This window comes from Luteibacter sp. RCC_6_2 (assembly GCF_041360655.1).
Classification (GTDB): Bacteria; Pseudomonadota; Gammaproteobacteria; order Xanthomonadales; family Rhodanobacteraceae; genus Luteibacter.
Map to the genome: position 1 here is coordinate 1 of NZ_JBFUPQ010000003.1, position 19,735 is coordinate 19,735.

The 19,735-nt window shown below is 64.0% G+C and carries 12 protein-coding genes and 1 rRNA gene; 8 read left to right on the forward strand and 5 right to left on the reverse strand.

What is annotated here, in order from left to right:
- The first annotated feature begins 171 nt into the window (after positions 1-171).
- From rrf to AB6730_RS03455, 3 genes are all read left to right on the forward strand, one after another.
- Positions 172-286: ribosomal RNA gene (gene rrf, locus AB6730_RS03445) — 5S ribosomal RNA — on the forward strand.
- 363 nt (positions 287-649) lie between these two features.
- On the forward strand, positions 650-2,257 hold the full coding sequence (locus tag AB6730_RS03450) for an AAA family ATPase (protein ID WP_371022270.1): 1,608 nt from the start codon (positions 650-652) through the stop codon (positions 2,255-2,257).
- Positions 2,258-2,259: 2 nt separating this feature from the next.
- Positions 2,260-2,943 (forward strand): rhomboid family intramembrane serine protease, encoded by a 684-nt coding sequence (locus AB6730_RS03455; protein ID WP_306849515.1) that lies wholly within the window; start codon positions 2,260-2,262, stop codon positions 2,941-2,943.
- Here the strand turns inward: AB6730_RS03455 and AB6730_RS03460 are convergent.
- Together AB6730_RS03460 and AB6730_RS03465 are read right to left on the reverse strand one after the other, a co-directional pair.
- Positions 2,932-3,669 (reverse strand): glutamine amidotransferase, encoded by a 738-nt coding sequence (locus tag AB6730_RS03460; protein ID WP_371022271.1) that lies wholly within the window; start codon positions 3,667-3,669, stop codon positions 2,932-2,934. The two genes, AB6730_RS03455 and AB6730_RS03460, sit on opposite strands and share 12 nt — an antisense overlap.
- Entirely contained in the window at positions 3,666-5,483 is a 1,818-nt protein-coding gene (locus tag AB6730_RS03465; RefSeq protein WP_371022272.1) for a GspE/PulE family protein, read from the reverse strand. The genes AB6730_RS03460 and AB6730_RS03465 overlap by 4 nt, the downstream gene beginning before the upstream one ends.
- A 65-nt stretch (positions 5,484-5,548) precedes the next feature.
- Here AB6730_RS03465 and glyQ point away from each other — a divergent pair, with 65 nt between their 5' ends.
- Entirely contained in the window at positions 5,549-6,463 is a 915-nt protein-coding gene (gene glyQ, locus AB6730_RS03470; RefSeq protein WP_371022273.1) for a glycine--tRNA ligase subunit alpha, read from the forward strand.
- A complete protein-coding gene (glyS, locus tag AB6730_RS03475; RefSeq protein ID WP_371022274.1) occupies positions 6,453-8,597 on the forward strand; it encodes a glycine--tRNA ligase subunit beta in 2,145 nt (714 codons plus the stop codon). The genes glyQ and glyS overlap by 11 nt, the downstream gene beginning before the upstream one ends.
- A 58-nt stretch (positions 8,598-8,655) precedes the next feature.
- Here the strand turns inward: glyS and AB6730_RS03480 are convergent, their stop codons facing one another.
- A complete protein-coding gene (locus tag AB6730_RS03480) occupies positions 8,656-9,264 on the reverse strand; it encodes a helix-turn-helix domain-containing protein (RefSeq protein ID WP_371022275.1) in 609 nt (202 codons plus the stop codon).
- Between the two features lie 603 nt (positions 9,265-9,867).
- Between AB6730_RS03480 and AB6730_RS03485 the strand changes: the two genes are divergently transcribed.
- Both AB6730_RS03485 and AB6730_RS03490 read left to right on the forward strand, forming a co-directional pair.
- Entirely contained in the window at positions 9,868-12,879 is a 3,012-nt protein-coding gene (locus AB6730_RS03485) for a TonB-dependent receptor plug domain-containing protein (RefSeq protein WP_371022276.1), read from the forward strand.
- Positions 12,880-13,365: 486 nt separating this feature from the next.
- Positions 13,366-16,401 (forward strand): TonB-dependent receptor domain-containing protein, encoded by a 3,036-nt coding sequence (locus tag AB6730_RS03490; protein WP_371022277.1) that lies wholly within the window; start codon positions 13,366-13,368, stop codon positions 16,399-16,401.
- Positions 16,402-16,542: 141 nt separating this feature from the next.
- On the opposite strand, the gene AB6730_RS03495 is transcribed toward AB6730_RS03490, so the two are convergent.
- Positions 16,543-16,722 (reverse strand): hypothetical protein, encoded by a 180-nt coding sequence (locus AB6730_RS03495; RefSeq protein WP_371022278.1) that lies wholly within the window; start codon positions 16,720-16,722, stop codon positions 16,543-16,545.
- A 26-nt stretch (positions 16,723-16,748) separates the two neighbouring features.
- On the opposite strand from AB6730_RS03495, the gene AB6730_RS03500 reads away from it, so the two are divergent.
- On the forward strand, positions 16,749-17,603 hold the full coding sequence (locus AB6730_RS03500; protein ID WP_371022279.1) for a DUF1481 domain-containing protein: 855 nt from the start codon (positions 16,749-16,751) through the stop codon (positions 17,601-17,603).
- Positions 17,604-17,855: 252 nt separating this feature from the next.
- Here the strand turns inward: AB6730_RS03500 and AB6730_RS03505 are convergent, their stop codons facing one another.
- Entirely contained in the window at positions 17,856-19,673 is a 1,818-nt protein-coding gene (locus AB6730_RS03505; protein WP_371022280.1) for an autotransporter domain-containing protein, read from the reverse strand.
- Positions 19,674-19,735: the final 62 nt, after the last annotated feature.

Below are 19,735 nucleotides of genomic sequence, written 5' to 3' on the forward strand. Positions count from 1 at the left end.
CAGCAATGCATTGAGCTTACGCGTACTAATGAGCCGTGAGGCTTGACCATATAACCCCAAGACGCTTCACCGTCTTAATCTCTTACTCGCGGTTCGACTAAAACCCGGACGCTTGTCACTCGTTTACACCCTCTGTGGAGCCGGCGCTCGATGCGCTGCTCCCACCCCTTCCCTGGCGGCTATAGCGGCGTGGTCCCACCTGATCCCATCCCGAACTCAGAAGTGAAACGCGCATGCGCCGATGGTAGTGTGGCTCAAGCCATGCAAGAGTAGGTCACCGCCAGGGGCTTTATCCTAAAAACCCGCTACGAACAATCGTGGCGGGTTTTTTCTTTGCCCGGTGCATGCTGTTGCATGCCGCGCATGCGACCCGCAACAGGTCACCGCCAGGGGCTTTATCCCTAAAACCCGCTACGAGCAATCGTGGCGGGTTTTTTCTTTGCCCGGTGGGAAGCCGCTTCAGCGGCGATGGGTGTTCGCCTCAACCCGGCCCGCTGCCGCGGGATCGCCGGCCTGGCCAGCTCCCACCAGGTCACCGCAAGCACCCTTCGCCGACAGCGGCGGCTCCCACCAAGCAAGGCCGGTTCTCTGCCAAGGCGACGGCCACCGGTCATGTCCCCGATCACGGCCGATCGGCTACATTAGGCCCATGTATCTACAGACTTTCGGGTTGCGTGAGCCTCCATTCGGCGATGCACCGGACCTTCGGTTCGCGTGCCTGTTCACGCGCGAGCGGGAGATCCTCGCGCATGTCGAATACGAGCTTGGCTCCAGCACCTCCAGCGTCAGTCTGGTGACAGGCGAGCCGGGTATCGGCAAGACGCTGCTATGCATGCTCGTCGAGGCCGATGCGCCGAACCATGGCGTACGCGCGGTGCGCCACGGCGCCGGCGACTATGCCCTGGAAACCGTTGCCTGGCTCCGCTCCCTCTATGCCGGCTTCGGCTTGCCGTTGCCGTTGAGCGCCGAGGCCAATACCGAAGAGCACCTCGTCGATGGCCTGGCCGCGGGGCTCGGCCGGCTCGCGCACCACGTCAACCATCGGTTCCTGCTGATCCTCGACGATGCCGAGGAACTCAGCGACGGCGACCTCGCCATCGTCGACCGCCTGTTCAATGCGTGCGAGAAGGCGGCCGCGCCGTTTCACATCGTTCTTGTCGGAGAACCATCGCTTCGCGAGCGCTTCGCCGGCGCCGGTGCTCCCGTACTGGCAGCGCATATCCGCAGCCGTCTTCCCCTCGTCCCGCTCAATGCCGAGGAAAGCGAGCGGTACGTCCGGCACCGGTTGCATGTGGCGGGGACCTCGCGCATGCCTTTCAGTCGCCTCGGCCTGCGCAGCCTGCGCGATGACGGCAAAGGCAATCCACGGCGCTTGAACACGCTCGCCCACCGCGCGTTGGAAAGGGCGGCGGAGCGCGGTGAACAGTCCATCGGCGAGCGGGCCCTGGGCTTCGTGGTACGCGAGGCCTTGCCGCAACACGCACGCTACTGGCTGCGGCGCTACCGTAAGCCGATCCTCGCGATCGGCGCCATGCTGGCCATCCTGTTCGTGGGCGGAGTAGCCACCTGGTTCCTTACCGGGCACAGCCCCTCGCGGCCCAAGAACCTGGTAACTGTCACGCCCGAGCAGGCGCTGGCCAAGTTCCACGAGGCGTTGCCGACCCCGGATGTGGGCAAGGTGCGCGTGTGGGGTGAACTTCTAGCCCGTTGGCAGGTGACGTCGAAGGAAACTTCCGTCGCCAACGCGATCAACTGCGACGCCGTCATTTTTCCCGGCTTCGCCTGCGTCAGCGGCCGTGGCTCTCTCGATCAGTTGCGGCGTTTCGACCGTCCCATCGTTCTCGAACTGGACGAAGCCGACGCGAAACAGCAGGTGTTGCTGGTCGGCGCGGGGGACGAAGCCGTGCGCCTGTACCTCGGTGGCAAGTACGTCGAGCTGACACGCGAAGCCTTCGAGAAAATCTGGGACGGACGCTTCTATGCCGTGTTCCGCGTCGACCCGGCGATGCCGTCCAAGCTCGCCCGTGGCGCCAGCGGTGACGGGATGGCCTGGTTGCTCAGCCGCCTGCCGCCCGATCCTACCGCCAGCGGCAGCGCCACGGCGCCGGCCACCTTCGACCGCACGGTGGAAGCCCGCGTGCTCGCCTTGCAACAGCGCTTCGGCATCGCGGCCGACGGCGTGGTGGGGCCGGAAACCATGTTCGCACTGTCGTCGCTGGAAGCCGACGGGCCGCACCTCGCCCGCGGCGTGCCCTGAGCATGTTCGTCCAGGTCGACACCCGGCGGCGGTCCCGCTTGTGCTGGGCGACCATGCTCGTCGTCATCGTCTGCGTGGTGAGTTTCGTCGCGCTGGCCCTGAGTGGGCGCACCGAGCGCATCTCGATCATGCTGCACTGGGGCACGGTGCCGGCGCACCTGTTCGGCACCGGCTTGCCTCTATGGGAGCAGGTAAGCGACCCCGCGCTGCTGCGCCTGTTCACGGCCATGTTCATCCATGGTGGATGGCTGCACCTGTTGAGCAACCTGCTCTTCCTCGTGATCTTCAGCCTGCCCGCCGAGCGGAGCCTCGGATCGCCGCGATTCCTGCTGCTGTTCCTGCTTGGTGGCGTGGTGGCGAACCTCATCGGTGCGATCTCGCTGACCGGCGTGCGCGTGGCGATCATCGGCTGCAGCGGCGCGGTATCCGCGGTGGTGGGCGCTTATGTCACGTTGTTCCCGCGTGCGAAGCTGGGCCTGGTGCTGCCACTCGGCCTGTACCTCGAGTTCGTCCGTGTGCCTGCCTTCGTGCTGATCGGCATCTGGGCCCTCGTGCAGCTGCTTTTCAGCTATGCGGGCGCGAGCTACGGTGCCGTCGTGTGGTGGACCCACATCGGCGGCTTCCTGTTCGGCATCGTGTTCGCGCTGTTCTCGCGCGGGGCGATCGCCCGCCGTCTACGCGGCTGACATCTCGCGCGAGGCGAGCAGGTGCTCGCGTACGAAATGGCGCAGCAGCATCGTCGCATCGGGCGTAGGGACGACCGCGGCGAGCAAGGCGTCGGGTGCATGGCCTTCCTCACACAGCACGTCGTGCTTGCGCCGGATATAGGCGCGCATCACCTCGGCCGAGAACTCCGGATGGAATTGCGTGCTGATCGCGTGCTTGCCGTAGCGGACGAGATGGTGCGGATCACGATCGGACCGCGCTAAGGACACCGCGCCACGGGGTAGCTCCATGACGCTCTGCTCGTGCGTGGCATGGGCATGGAATTCCTGCGGCAGGCCCGCGCCGAGCGCGTCCTTCGCGGCATCACCCTGGGTCACGATGCGCAGCGTGCCCATTTCACGGCCGCCGGGCAGGTAATCCACGCGACCGCCCAGCGCATGCGACATCAACTGGTGTCCGTAGCACACGCCCAGCATGGGCAGGTCCACGTCCATCGCATTGCGAATCCACGCCGCCGTGCGTTCGCTCCAGGGCAGCTTCTCCGTCACCATCGACGCGGAACCGGTGATCACGGCGCCGGCGCAGTCGTCGGGATCGGGCAGGCGATCGCCCTGCTCGACGTCGACCACGCGAACGTGCGCGTCGCGAAGACGCAAGCCCAGGCGGAACCAGCGCGGGAAATCGCCATGGCGGGCGCTGATGGTCTCGGGCGCACGCCCTGTACGAATGATGAGAACGGGCTTCATGGCTGGATGCTGTCGTCGATATCGGTGGGCGGAAGCACGTTGAGTACTTCCCGTACGGTAGTGAGCCCGGCGGCCACCTGCATGGCCGCCGAGATGCGCAACGGTTTCATGCCCTCGCGCAAGGCCGCGCCGCCGAACTTGCCGAGGTCGAGCTCGGACGAAATGATCGAACGGAGCCTTGCGGAGACAGGCATCATCTCGTAGACGCCGGTGCGGCCGAGGAAGCCCGTCTTGCGGCATTCCAGACACCCGACCGGTTCGAATACGCGTTCCGGCACGGGGATATCCCAACCGTGGGTGAGTACGCCCCATGCATCGGGATCCTGCGCACCTGGAGTCTTGCAGTGCGGACAAAGCGTGCGCACCAGTCGTTGTGCGACGACGCCCGTCAGCGTGGACTGGATGAGGTAGTGCGGCACGCCCAGGTCCAGCAGGCGCGTTACCGCGCTGGGCGAATCGTTGGTATGCAGGGTCGACAGCACCAGGTGGCCGGTGAGCGAGGCCTGCACGGCCATCTGCGCGGTTTCCAGGTCGCGGATCTCACCGATCATGATGATGTCCGGATCCTGGCGCAGCAGCGTGCGCACGCCGGCGGCGAAATCCAGTTCGATCGCGGGTTGCACCTGCATCTGGTTGAGCTCGGGCGAGACCATTTCGATGGGATCTTCGACCGTGCAGACGTTGAGTTCCGGTCGCGCGAGGTGCTTCAGCGTCGAGTAGAGCGTGGTGGTCTTGCCCGAGCCGGTGGGGCCGGTCACCAGCACGATGCCGTGCGGACGCTCGACCATGCCTCGCCAGATGCGGTCTTCCTCGACCGAGAAACCCAGCTGGGCGAAATCCTTCATCACCAGGTCGGGGTCGAAGATACGCATCACCACCTTCTCGCCGAAGGCGGTCGGCATGGTGGATATGCGCAATTCCACTTCGCGGCCACCCGCCGACCGCGTCTTGATGCGGCCATCCTGCGGACGGCGCTTTTCCGCCACGTCCATGCGGGAGAGGATCTTCACGCGTGCCGTCACGGCCGTCATCACCGGCGGTGGCAGCTCGAACACCTTCTGCATCACGCCGTCGATACGGAAGCGCATTTGCCCGGCGTCGCGTCGCGGTTCGAGGTGGATGTCCGACGCGCGTTGTTCGAAAGCGTACTGCAGCAACCAGTCGACGATGTGCACGACGTGGCGATCGTCCGCCCCCACCTCGCCGGCCTTGCCGAGTTCGACCAGCTGTTCGAAGTTGATGATCTTGTTGGGTTCGCTGCCCCCCTTGGCGTCCTGGGCGAGCTGGATCGACCGCTGCACGCCGTAGAACTCGAGCAGGTAGCGATTGATGTCGATCGGGCTCGACACCACGCGGCGGACGTCGCGGCGGAGCATGTGGGCCAGGTCGTTCGCCCAGGCCATGTCGAACGGCTCGGCCGTGGCGAAGGTGACCTCCACGGACGACGCCGCCACGGGCAGGATGCGATGGCGCTGCGCATAGGCGCTGCTTACCACCTGGGTGACCTGGGCCACGTTGACCTTCATCGGGTCGATCTTGAGATAGGGCAGGTCGGCCTTGCCGGCCAGCCATTCCACCAGGGTCTCCAGGCTGAGCGGACGCCCCGTATCCCGGCGGTTCTCCAGCTTGCTGTTGGCGACCAGCACGAGGGGGTGCAGCTCGATGGCCGACTTGCCGCTGCGCGAACTCATGCGGACACGCTTGGCGTCCTCGCCGGTGAGGTACCCGTCGACGACGAGCGAGGCGAGCACCTCGTCCAGTTCCAGCCGGCCTCGGCGGCCGAGCAGCGCGCCGGGATGCGGATTGACTGCCATTGCGTCCGACCCTGTGTGAATCCTACGCCGCTATACTAGCCCGCTTTCTCAAGGACTCGGGAACCATGTCCGCGCCCACCTTCCAAGACGTGATCCAGACCCTGAACCGCTATTGGGCGGACCAGGGCTGCGTGCTGGTCCAGCCGCTCGACACCGAGGTCGGCGCGGGTACGTTCCACCCTGCGACCTTCCTCCGCGCGCTCGGACCCGAGCCCTGGGCTGCCGCCTACGTCCAGCCCTGCCGTCGTCCGACGGACGGCCGCTACGGCGACAACCCGAACCGCCTGCAGCACTACTACCAGTACCAGGTGGTGCTCAAGCCGAATCCGGACGACATCCTCGAGCGCTACATCGGCTCGCTGAAGGCGCTGGGCATCGACCCGCTGGTGCACGACCTGCGCTTCGTCGAGGACAACTGGGAGTCGCCGACCCTGGGTGCCTGGGGCCTCGGCTGGGAAGTCTGGCTGAACGGCATGGAGGTGACCCAGTTCACCTACTTCCAGCAGGCCGGCGGACTGGAATGCCGCCCCGTGACGGGCGAGATCACCTATGGCCTCGAGCGCCTGGTGATGTACCTGCAGAACGTCGACAGCATCTACGACATCGTATGGACACACGCCCCCCACGGCGTGGTGACCTACGGCGACGTGTTCCACCAGAACGAGGTGGAGCAGAGCACCTATAACTTCGAATACGCCAACGTGGCCGAACTGCTGCACTGGTTCGACGTGTGCGAGGGCGAAGCCGGCAAGCTGATCGCCGCCGGGCTGCCGTTGCCCGCGTACGAGCAGGTCTGCAAGGCCAGCCACGCCTTCAACCTGCTCGACGCACGGCGTGCCATCAGCGTGACCGAGCGCCAGCGCTACATCCTGCGCGTGCGCACGCTGGCCCGCAGCGTGGCCGAGGCCTACGTGGCACAGCGCGAGAAGCTCGGTTTTCCGGGCCTGAAGAACGACAAGGAGGCCGTCCATGGCCGATAAGCGACTGCCCCTCGTCATCGAGCTGGGCACCGAGGAACTGCCGCCGAAGGCACTCGACGACCTTGCCGGCGCCTTCGCACGCGGTGTCGTCGAAGGTCTGGAGAAACGTGGCGTCGCCGCCGACTACGCTTCGGCAAAAACCTACGCATCGCCGCGCCGTCTTGCCGTGCACATCGCGGACGTCGCCGTGGCCCAGCCCGAGCAGAGCGTGGAACGCCGCGGTCCCGCCGTGGCCGCCAGCCTCGGTGCCGACGGTGAACCCAGCAAGGCGCTGGTCGGTTTCGCACAGTCGTGTGGCGTCGAGGTCTCCGCGCTGGAGAAGCTCGAGACCGACAAGGGCGCATGGTTCGTCTTCCGCGCGGTGAAGCCCGGCCAGTCCACGGCGGCGCTGCTGCCCGAGATCGTCACCGAGGCGCTCAAGGCGCTGCCGATCCCCAAGGCCATGCGCTGGGGCAACCGTGAAGACAGCTTCGTGCGCCCGGTGCACACGCTGCTGATGCTGCATGGCGCGGATATCGTCGAGGGTGAAATCCTCGGGCTGAAGAGCGGCCGCCTCAGCAGCGGTCATCGCTTCCACCATCCCAAGCCGGTGCACGTGGCCGATGCCGACAGCTGGCTCGACGCGTTGCGCCATGCGCACGTCATCGCCGACCCCGCCGCGCGCCGCCAGCGTGTACGCGATGAGGTCGCCAGCGTCGCCACTGGCGGCATCCCGCGTCTCTCCGAAGGCCTGCTCCACGAAATCGCCAACCTCACCGAATGGCCGGTCGCCATCGCCTGCACCTTCGAGCGTGAGTTCCTCGACGTGCCGCCCGAGGCGCTGGTCACCACCATGGAGACCAACCAGAAGTTCGTCCCGGTGTTCGATGCCGAGGGCAGGCTGACGGAACACTTCATCGGCGTGGCCAACATCGAAAGCCGCGATCCCGCGGAGATCCGCAAAGGCTACGAGCGCGTGATCCGCCCGCGCTTCGCCGACGCGAAGTTCTTCTGGGACGAGGACCTCAAGACCCCCCTGGCCGACTACCAGGAAGGCCTGAAGAACGTCACCTATCAGCAGTCGCTGGGCAGCCTGTGGGACAAGACCGTGCGGGTCGCCGAACTGGCGCGCATCATCGCCAACCGGGTCGGCGTCGATGCCGGCCAGGCCACCCATGCCGCCGCGTTGGCGAAATGCGACCTGCTCACGCGGATGGTCGGCGAATTCCCCGAACTGCAGGGCGTGATGGGCCGTTACTACGCCACGCGCCAGGGTATCGCGGCCGAGGTGGCCGACGCGCTCGACAGCTTCTACCAGCCGCGTTTCGGTGGCGACGCCATCGCCGCCGGCAAGGTCGGCCAGGTGCTGGCCGTGGCGGAACGCCTGGACACCCTCGCGGGCATCTTCGCCGTTGGCCAGAAACCCAGCGGCAACAAGGACCCGTTCGCCCTGCGCCGCGCCGCGCTCGGCCTGGCGCGCACCCTGATCGAGGGTGGCCTGGACATCGACCTGCGCGCCACCCTGACGGAGGCGTTCGAACTGGTTCCGGAGGCCGCCCTGGTCGCCGGCGTGAAGCCTGGCAAGGACGGTAAGGCCCCGGCCGTCGACATCGGCGCCCGACGCCGCGAACTCGGCGACGAGGTTCACGCCTTCGTGCTCGACCGCCTGCGCGGCTACTACGCCGACCAGGGCTATTCGGCCGACCAGTTCGAAGCCGTGCTGGCCGTGACACCCGCCACGCTGCCCGATTTCGACCGCCGCCTGCGCGCCGTGGGCGAGTTCGCCCGTCGTGCCGAGGCGGCCAGCCTGGCCGCGGCGAACAAGCGCGTCGCCAATATCCTGCGCAAGCAGGCCGAGGAAGCGAACGCCGCGCCGATCCCGGGCACGGTCGATCCGGCGCATTTCGAGCTGGATGCGGAGCGTGAGTTGCATGCGGCATTGGATGCCGCCCGGGCGGATACCCGGACGTTGCTGGCCGGTGGTGACTACACCGGTACGCTGGCGCGGCTGTCGGCGCTGCAAGCGCCCGTCGACCGCTTCTTCGACGACGTGCTGGTCAATGCCGAGAATCCAGCGGTGCGGAGCAATCGTCTGGCACTTCTGGCGCAGTTGAAGGCCAGCTTCGGGGCGATCGCCGATATCTCACGGCTTTGATCTCACGGCCGTGACGTGTGGCGCGCGGTAACTCGCGCGCCAACGCGCTGGCGCGGCATCAGGCTGCCGCGACGCCCTTGTCGTCGTGGATGCGCGATACCACGGTGCGCCTGAAGGCCACCATCCGGTCCGCATAGTCCTGCTCGCCCGAGCGGCTGAGGATCGAATACATCTCTGCCACCAGATCGGCATGGCGCACCGGTGAGAAGCGGCTGCCGGCCATCTCGATGTCCGACTGCAGCAGCTTCATCGCCGCGGCGAGACGCGAGGGGTCCAGCGTTCCGGCAGGCGTCGCCGAGACCTCTCGGCCATCGCGGCCACGCGCGGATTCGGTGGACTCGGTGCGCGCGAGAGCGTCTTCGCCCGAACCATCGAGCAACATCGGCCCCTCGCCTGCGGCGAGCCAGACCAGCGACAGGCCCAGGGTCTTGGCCATCGTCACGCACCGGCCCCGGGATGGATCGGTGTTGCCGTCACGCCAGCTGCGCACGACGCCCTCGGAGAAGCCGCAGCGGCGGGCGATCTCACTGACGCTGCCGGACATCTTGATGACCGCGCGGACGCGGGTGGCAAACGAGGACGTCGGCACCGCGGTGTCGACGCGCCCGGTTTCCAGCCCCACATGGGCGGCGTCGGCCAGGATGGATCCCCGTGAATTGTCGTTCATGCGATTGAAACCTCGTGATTCAGAAGGCCGCCCCCCGGCGATTACGCGCAACCAACGCGCGAACCTGATGGTTGGTGTACAGCGATTAGCCTTCGAAAGCCTTTCATGCCGGAAGTTTCCGTAGTTTCTCGCTGCCTCGGTTGCGAATACCTCGGAAGATGGGGGTATGACGTCCGAATAATCGCCACATCTTGCTAGGAATGTTTCCTAGCCGGTGGAATGGTCATGTGCCATTAGTCATCCTGATCGTGAAGATAAGTGCTTGATCTTTACGCCAAAGACATCGATCAAGTCGTTATATCAATGCGTAAGTTATTGCCACGCACAGTATTTTTAGCGTTATTTTCCTGTTGTGGGACGCAAAATCCTGCGCTATACGTCATCTCGCGCGACGCGTTCTAAGGGGGAGAGTCGCGCGCCAGGGGCATCAGGGGGGAATCCCACATTTCGTTTTCACCGGCCATGCGCCGGTGTGGCGTGCTGCGCGGATTTCAAATCAAAAACCTCGCTCGTATTCCACCGGCCGTTTTTCGTGCCGGGCGGGTGAGTGCGCACGTAATTCCGAACGCACTGGGGAAGTGCGGTCCACTTGGGGAGTCACAAATGAATGTTTTGAAGTACGGCAGCCGGCCTTTCCGCCGCACTGCCCTCGCAACGGCGCTCGGCGTCAGCCTCGCCTGTGGCGGCGTTGTCCACGCGCAGTCGAACGCGTCCGGCGTGATCTTCGGCCATGCCGACGACGCGGCTGGCGGTACCGTGCACATCGTCAACGTGGACACAGGCTTGTCCCGTGATGTGCCGCTCCCGGCGGACGGCCGCTTCCGCGCCACATCGCTGCCAGTCGGTCACTACAAGGTGTCGCTCGAGCGCAACGGCACGACCGTCGCGACGCGCGACGTACAGGTGAACATCGGTTCCGGTACCGACGTCTCCTTCGCCGCCGCCGCCTCGGCCTCCTCGGCTACCAGCCTCGAAGGCGTGCAGGTGACGGGTACCGCACTGCCAGCGATCGACGTGTCGTCGGTCGATTCGCGCACCGTGCTCACCTCCGAGCAGCTGCAGCGTATTCCGGTCGCCTCGAACGTCAACGCCGCCGCGCTGCTGGCGCCCGGCGTCGTCAGTGGCGACTCCCGCTACGGCGGCGTCGTCTCGTTCGGCGGCGCATCCGCGGCCGAGAACCAGTACTACATCAACGGCTTCGCGGTGACGAACCCGCTGACCGGCCTCGGCTTCGCCACCTTGCCGTTCGACGCCATCGACCAGCAGCAGATCCTGACGGGTGGCTACGGCGCCGAATACGGCCGTTCCACTGGCGGTGTGGTCAACCTGACCACCAAGCGCGGTGGCAATACGTGGAAATTCGGCGCGCAGGTGCAATGGAGTCCGCGCGCGCTGAAGGCGGACCCGAGGAATATCTATTATCCGAAGACCTCGGGTAACGTCACCGACGGCGCGCTTTACCAGTACCGCAAGGGCAACAAGACGACCGATACCCTGTACGGCCTGTATTTCAGCGGTCCGCTGATCAAGGACAAGCTGTTCGTCTATGCCGCGGCCGACGTCGTGCGCACGGACGGTTCCGATGGCGTCACCAACGTCCTCACCCAGACCTCGTTCGATGGTCCGCTGAAGGCGAACCACTGGTTGGGCAAGATCGACTGGAACATCACCGATAGCCACATCCTGGAACTGACCGGCATCGGCGATACCAACCTCAACGACACCACTATCTATTCCTATGACTACGAGACCCTCTCGCGCAAGTCGTTGATCGGCTCCGAGCACCAGAAGAACATCGGCACGGCCAATTCGACGCCGGGCGGCATCATGTACATCGGCAAGTACACCGGGTACATCACCGACTCGCTGACCATCGATGCACTCTACGGCCACAGCAAGACCGATCACGTGGATAACGTATCCGGTGCCGCCGGCGTGGTGTGCCCGAACATCGTCGATAACCGGAACGTTCCCGCATCGCTCAAGCGCGTCAGCTGCGCGCCGGTGCAGGGCAACCTCATCGCCCCGGGTGCGCAGGACAAGGTCAAGAACTGGCGTTTCGATGTGCAGTACAGCATCGGCGATCACGACCTGCGCGTCGGTATCGACAACCAGACCGCGGAATCGTATGGCGGCCTTGCCGTGCAAGGCGGTGCGTTGTGGACCTATAGCACTCCTCCCGCTTCGGGCACCGTTTCGGGCTTCCCGGAACTGGCCATCCCGCCGGGATCGACCGAAATCGTCCGTCGCCAGATTTTCCGCGCCGCGGGTAACGTCAAGGTCGAGCAGGAAGCGCAGTTCATCGAAGACCACTGGCAGATCTCGCAGAACTGGTTGGCCTACCTGGGCCTGCGTAACGAGCAGTTCAAGAACTTCAACACCGACGGTGTCGTGTTCGTGAAACAGCGCCACCAGCTTGCACCGCGTCTGGGTATCACCTGGGATGTCTTCGGCGACTCGACCTTGAAGATCTACGCCAATGCGGGGCGGTACCACCTCGCCATTCCTTCCAATGTCGCCATCCGCGGCGCGGGTCCGCAGTTGTTCGAGCGTCAGTACTTCACCTACAGCGGCATCGATCCGACGACGAACGCGCCGGTCAATCCGACGCCGATCTCCGATATCCATTACGCGAACGGTGCCGACGGCAGCGCTCCCGATCCGAAGACGTTGTCGGCCAAGAACCTGAGTGCTTATTACCAGGACGAGTACATCCTCGGCTTCGACAAGCAGCTCTCGACCGATTGGACGATCGGTGCGAAGGCCACCTACCGCAAGCTCAAGAGCGTTATCGACGATATCTGCGACAGCCGTCCGATCGAAGCCTGGGCCGAGAAGAACAACGTCACGATCAGCCCCGACGCGGAAATTCCCGGATGCCTGCTGTTCAACCCGGGCAAGGGCAATACGTTCACGATCGACCTTGACGCCGACGGTCGCTACGAACAGGTGAAGCTCACCAAGGAAGACCTCGGTTTTCCGGACCTCAAGCGTAAGTACCTGGCCCTCAACCTCTACGTCGAACACCAGTTCAACAACCAGTTCTACGGTCGTGCCGAGTACGTCTGGTCGCACAGCTTCGGTAACTCCGAAGGCCTGCTGAAGTCGGACATCGGCCAGCTCGATCCTTCCGTCACGCAGGACTGGGACTACCCGGAACTGATGATCGGATCGAATGGTCCGTTGCCCAGCGACCGCCGTCACCAGTTGAAGGCTTATGGCTTCTGGCAGGCGACGCCGGAATGGTTGTTCGGTGCGAACCTGTCCGCCCTGTCGGGCCGTCCGAAGAACTGCCTGGGCGTGCGCGATCCTGACGTGTACCAGTACGGATCGTCGTACTTCTACTGCGACGGCGAGGCGCCGCGTGGCTCGCGTGGTCGCCTGCCGTGGACCTATCAGCTCGCGCTCAGCGCTGAATATCGTCCGGCCATGTTCGATCACAATCTGGCGCTGAAGATCGATGTGTTCAACCTCTTCAACCAGCAGCGCGAGCAGAACATCGACGAGACCTACCAGACGGCCGACGGCACGCTCAGCCCGACTTATGGTCGTCCGCTCAGCTTCTCCGTGCCGCGTAGCTTCCGCCTCACGGCGCGTTACGACTTCTCGCTCTAGTTCGCTTTGAAAGGTTAAAAGAAGAAAGGGCCGCGGGGCGTATACGCCCCGACGGCAAGGAAAAGCGTCTCCCCAGATTGCCCCCGGCGTCTCCCGCCGGGGGCATTTTTTTTGTGCGGAAGCGTTTCATTTGTAACCAAATTTTGGTCGATTTCCAGCTTTTGAGGGCCTGTCTTGGCCCTCCGGGAACCGAGAAAAACTGCCGATCCCTTGTAAATAATTTGTTGACACGGCGGTCAGCGTCCGCCTATGTTCGGCATCGACGATTCTGGCCGGTAATTTTGTGAACCGCGTTCACATTACCGTTCAGTGAAGAGTCGACGGCTTGTCGGGAGCAAGTCCAAGGGGAGAGGCGTACCGCTCTGGGAGGAGTGGCGCGCTGGCAAAACCCCCGAAATCCTGCACCCGCTCAGGTCATTATTTTCCGGCCTTGGTCGGTTTTGCTTGATTTCAGGCCCGGTTAGGGCCGATCTGGGGAGATTTGCAATGAGTTCTCGCAACATCCGGCAGGCATCCGCCCTGCGTCGTTCCGCGTTGGCGCTCGCCCTCGCCGTCGGTCTGGGCGGCACCGGCGCCGTCCTCGCTCAGTCCACCACGGGCTCGATCTTCGGTCAGGCCACTCCGGGCAGCACGGTTCAGGTCTCGGGCAGCACGGGTGTCACCCGTGAGGCTCCGGTGGGCCAGGATGGTCGCTACCGTCTCGGTAACCTGCCGTTGGGCAGCTATACCGTCAACGTGATGCAGAACGGCCAAGTGGTCGATTCGCGCAAGAATGTGGGCCTGACGGTCGGTGCCGGTACTGAAGTTTCCTTCGCGGGCGCTGCTACCGCTGCTGGCGCGCAGTCGCTGGATTCGGTCACGGTCACCGCGAATTCGCTGCCGCCGATCGACGTCTCCGCGACCGATTCGCGCACCGTCGTCACTTCGGAGCAGTTGGCTCGCCTGCCGCTGGGCCGTAATGCCGAGGCTATCGCATTGCTCGCCCCCGGCGCAGTGACTGGCTCCGGTGACTTCGGTCGTGTCGTCTCCTTCGGCGGCGCGGGTGTCACGGAGAACGCGTACTACATCAACGGTTTCAATACGTCCGATCCCCTGCGTAACCTCGGCGGTGTCAGCCTGCCGTATGGCGCGATCGATCAGCAGGAAGTCTATACGGGCGGTTATAGCGCCATGTATGGCCGCTCCGATGGTGGCGTTATCAGCCAGGTTGGTAAGCGCGGTACGAACGAATGGCATTTTGGCGCCCAGGTTCTCTGGGAGCCGAAGTTCGCGCGCTCTTCGTACGGTAACCGGTACTTCCCGAATGCAGAGCTGCCGGCTGGTTATTCCTACACCAACGAAGGGCAGGCTGGCTCGCTGTATCGCAGCCGTGAAGGCGATACGCAGTGGACCCGCACCGTTAGCGCATACGCCGGTGGCCCGCTGATCAAGGACAAGCTGTACATGTTCGTGGCGGCAGAGACCGAGAAGACGGAAGGTACAAGTACCACGTCCGCGACCTCCGCGAAGCCCGCCACGAACAGCTATACCTACCAGCTGCCGAAGTACTATGCCAAGCTCGACTGGAACATCAACGACAGCAATATCCTGGAGTTGACGGGTGTCCGTTCGACCGACGAGCGTAGCGGTATCTACAACGTCTATGACTACGATACCCGCGAAAATACCGGCCGGGATGGTACCTATCCTGATACGACCAAGACCTCTTCGCGCTATGCCGTTGCGAAATACACCAGCTATATCACCGATGACCTGACGTTCTCGGCGACGTACGGCCGTAGCCGTACCGACGACATCCTGCGCAATCCGGGCAACGGCGACCTGCCGCTGATCAGCAGCGCGACCAATCAGGATCCGCTAATCACAGGTGGTACGCCGATTCGCAACTCGACGGTCACGTCGCAGCAGAACGCGCCGGACGCCAACAGCAAGACGCATGGTCTTCGTGCCGACCTCGAATGGCAGGTGGGCGACCACCGCCTGACCGGCGGTATCGACAACATGAAGTTCAGCGCACATAACGAGGGTGTCGCTACCACCGGTCCGGGTTATATCTGGATTTACGGTAAGTCGAACGACGACACGGTTAATGTGCCGCTCGTTCCTAGCCTGGGTGTTGGTGCTCCGGGTGGCCGCGGTTATTACGCGCGCCGTTACATCTACAACACCACCACGAGCATGTCGGTCGACCAAAAGGCCTACTACATCGAAGACAAGTGGCAGATCAACGACAAGATTCTGTTGACGGTCGGTGTGCGTAACGATCGCTTCAAGAACTTCAACAATGTCGGTGAGAGCTACGTCAACAGCGGCAACCAATGGGCACCTCGCATCGGTGCGGCCTGGGACGTGTTCGGTGATTCCAGCCTGAAGGTGTACGGTAACCTCGGTCGCTATTACCTGGCGCTGCCGAACAGTGTCGCGATCCGTGGTGCGTCCTCGTCGACGTACACGAATGAATACTTCACTTACACCGGCATCGATCCCAACGGCGAGCCGACCGGCCTCAGCCCAATCGGTCCGGGTCCTGTTTCGTCGAACGGCGAGTATGGTCAGGCGAACGATGCCAAGTCGGTGGCAGCTCGCGATCTCGATTCGCAGTACCAGGACGAGGCCATCCTCGGCTTCGACAAGACCCTGGGTTCCGAGTGGGTCACGGGTGCGAAGTTCACGCTACGTAAGCTGCAGGCCGCGATCGACGACGTTTGCGACACGGGCCGCGTCGCAGACAAGCTCGCCGCGACCGGTGTCGATCCGGATAGCGTGACGATTCCTGGTTGCGTGATCTTCAACCCGGGCAAGGCCAATGAGTTCAGCTTCGCAAACGCGGACGGTAATGGCCGTACCGAAGTGAAGATGACCAAGGACGATTGGGGCTTCACCACGGGCGCCAAGCGCAAGTACTACGCTCTGGACCTGTACCTCGAGCATCCGTTCGACGGTAAGTGGTTCGGTCGCTTCGACTACACGTTCTCGAAGAGCTATGGCAACACGGAAGGTCAGGTGAAGTCCGATATCGGACAGACCGACGTCTCGAAGACGCAGGATTGGGACGCTGCGGCGCTGATGGTCCACAGCAACGGTCTGCTGGCCAACGACCGCAAGCATCAGTTCAAGGCTTACGGTTCGTACCAGTTGACCCCGGAGTGGATGGTGTCGGGTTCCATGCGCATCACTTCCGGTTCGCCGAGGTCGTGCTTGGGTTACTTCGGCCCCGAAGACGATGATCCGATCGGCTATGGTTCGGCCTACCACTCGTGCGGTGGCAAGCTGTATGCGCCGGGTGACCAGCGCATGCCGTGGGTGAAGCAGCTCGATTTGGCTGTCGAATATCGCCCGTCCTTCGCCGATCACAAGCTCGCCTTCGGCCTGCAGGTGTTCAACGTGTCGAACGAGCGTAAGCCGCTTCAGCAGGACTCCACGTACGAAGACGATCGTTTCACGGTCTCGAACACGTACAGCACGGGTACCTACTTCCAGACGCCGCGTTACGCTCGCCTCACGGCAACCTACGACTTCTAAGTCGGCTGTTGCCACGCCGCCTTGTATTGGCGGTGGATCTTGAAAAACGCCGCCCTTCTGGGCGGCGTTTTTTTATCTTCCTGAGAAACCGCAAGAGCGCGGAAATATCATCTAAATCCTTGACTCATAAGAAAATGATATTCAAATGTCTGCAATTTCGGCAAAAGTGCCCGTCAACACGCGAACCGCGTCGCGCTTTAAGGCCATCCCGGCAGTTTCACCCTTGACTTTTCGCGGGCCCCATTTGCCGGTATGCTCCGAGATTCCCCCCGGAAGGCCTTGCGCGCCATGCGCGCGCGTATCTTCCGTGACCCACGACATTTCCGTTCCGTAACGAGGTTCGACCCATGCGCAGGATCTTCTTGTCGCTCGCATCCGTGGCCGCACTGGCTCTTGCCGGCTGCAGTGGCGGCTCCGACAACAACGGCCAGCAGGCCGCCGCCGGTGGCAGCGACAATGCCGCTCCCGCCAACGCCAACGCCGTTACCGGAACGGTCACGCTTCGCGACGCCGGTGCGCAGCTTTCGCCGGACGCCAAGCTCGAGCTCAAGCTTGTGGATGTCTCGGCTGAAGGCTCGCAGCCCCTCGCATCCAAGACGGTCCAGCCGGTCACCTTGCCGCAGCAGTTCCAGCTCGACTTCAACCCGTCCGACCTCAACCCGAACGACATGTACATCGTCGAAGTGTCCCTGCAGGACGGTGAGCGTCATTATTCCTCGCCGCTGAAGACGCCGGTGCTGACCAAGGGCGCGAAGAACGTCGCCAACATCCAGCTCGTCGGCGAAGCCACGCCGGGCGAGAAGGAACTGGCCGGCTTCAACAGCGTGAAGAAGAACATCGGCGGCATGAAGGTGACCCAGGGTACCGCGCTGAAGGAAGGCGAATCGCGCGGCTGGCAGATCTTCAAGAAGGGCAATGACGTTCAGTTCGTCATCGAGCTGGTCGACTACGGCGACAAGGGTTTCACCTCGACGAACTACGCTTATAAGAACGGCAAGCCCTGGGTGATCGTCCAGGAGAAGAAGCCGAGCAAGGACGGCAAGCCGACCTCGATCGAGCGCGCGGGCTGGAACGATGCCGGTGAGCTGGTGCTGAAGCAGAATGAAGCCGGCGGCAAGGTCGACGCGCTCAGCGATGATGCCGCCAACGACCTGAAGAAGCAGGCCGAGGCGATGTACGCGAAGGGCGGCGGTAAGAAGTAAGGACGTCCAAACGGGTGTCGATAAACGCCGGCCTCGTGCCGGCGTTTTTTTTTTCGTCGCGGAAGATCGGGTCGCGATGGAAGATAAGGCGGTAGTGGGAGCCGACCCTGTCGGCGAAGGTACTCGCCCTGACCTGGCCCGCTGCCGCGGGATCGCCGACAAGGTCGGCTCCCACACCACCGCCTTCCTTCCTGGAAACAAAGACGCCGGCTGCGAGGCCGGCGTCTTTGTTTTCTTCGGATGTCGAACCGATCAGAAAGCCATCTTCACACCCAGGTTCAACCCGTTATACCGCTGCGTATCATCCGCGAAGCGGCCCGTGTAGCTCACCCAGCCGCTCCAGGTCTGGTTGAATTCCGCAGTGACGCCGAGGTCGGCGGTGACCCAGGTCTTGTCCGGCGTGAAGCCCTGCACGCTGAACTCGCCCGACATGTTGGTCAGGCCGGCGGTCACGTAGCGGTCGTCCGCGCGGCCGTCGTGGTTATAGGCCACTTCGGCGAACGGATGCAGCACGGTGTTGCCCGTGGCCCACGAACCCTGCAGACGCCAGCCGGCGGTTTCGATGCGGGCGTTACGCGTCTGCCTGTCGAAGCGCATCGCGGTGCTCGTGTTGTTGCGCTCGGTGTAGCCGAACACGCGCAACTGTTCCCACTCCACCGAAACGAACGGACCGGTCTTCAGCGTTTCATTGCCGAACCACCAGCCGCCGGTCAGGCCGCCACCGACGTGCGAGCCGTCGGTCTTGCCCGTTTCGGTGCGGCGGGCGGCGCCGAGGTCGATGCGGCGATCGATGTCGGTGAAGCTCAGCTGGCCGAAGCTGGCGAAGCCACCGAAGTAGCCGCCACCGTTGTGGTAGAACGCGTAGCCCGAGCCCGCGATGTCCTGCATCTTATAGCCGCCACCGCCCTGGAAATCGGCCTTGGACTGCGCGATGCCGAGGGCCACGCCCATCGAGACATGATCGTTGACGCGTGCGTCGGCACCGATGGTCAGGTTGACGTTGTCGCTGTCGGTCTTGGGCGAGGTGTCGGTGTTCTTGAACTTCTGCTGGCCGTAATCCACCGCTGCGAAGACGCGCGAGTCGGCGCCGAAGTTGTCGGCCATCATCTGGTTGCGCAGCGAGCGCACGTGCGCGGCGTTCGAGGCGAGGCCGGCTTCGCCGAGCAGCGAGATCTGCTGCGGGGCCGTGATCACCGAGATCGCGTACTGGCCGAGCAGCGCATGTGCCGCCGTGGTCGGATGGATGCCGTCGGCGAACAGGTAGGTGCTGGCCGCGTTCGGATCACGCAGCGTGGCCGGCGTGCAGGTGAGCGAGCTCGACGTGGTGCAGGCCGGCGTCGTCACGTTGGTGAAGCCGTACGTGCCCGGGCTGGCGATGACTTCGTTGAGCAGCGCGTAGGTATCGATCGGCACGATGCCGCGGTTGGCCTGGGCCAGGCCGCCGGAGAGGATGCCGTTGTAGACCTGGGTCAGCTGGGTGATCCCGGCGGAGGCGGCGGCGCCCTGCGACATGGCGGCGGGCGTCTTGCCGACGTCAGGCAGGTTGAAAACGACGATGGTCTTCGCGCCGGCGGCCTGCAGCGCCTTGATCTGCGCGACTTCGTTCGTGGCCGCGGTGGCGACCACGACCTGGGCGGTGGCCGGGTTGGCCGTGGCGGCCAGGAGGTCGTTGGCGCCGATCCACATCGTGTACAGCGCGTTCGGGTCGGCCTTGCCACCCGTCGATGCCAGATAGGTCTGGATCTGGGTGGAGGTCGGCGGAACGGTCAGCGGCGTGCCGGTGACGGGGTTGACGATCGCCGCGCGGGCATTGCCGTAGGCGTAGTCGGTGCCGCCCAGGAGGGACGGTGTGAGCGTGTAGCCGTAGTGGGCGGCGATGTTCTCCACGGCCACCGTGCCGGGGTTCGTGGTGAAGCGCAACTGCACCGGCGAGCCGATCAGCTTGGAGACGTTGCCGCTGTCGCTGAGGCTGTCGCCGAAGGAAACGACCTGCGTAAAGCCGTCGGCGTGAGCGCCGGCACTGAACAGAAGGGCAGCGCCGATGGCACCGGCAAGATGGCGAATACGCATTTGGTTCACTCCGTGTGTGGGCGTTAGAGAAACGTTACGGTAATGGAAGCCATACGCCGGCG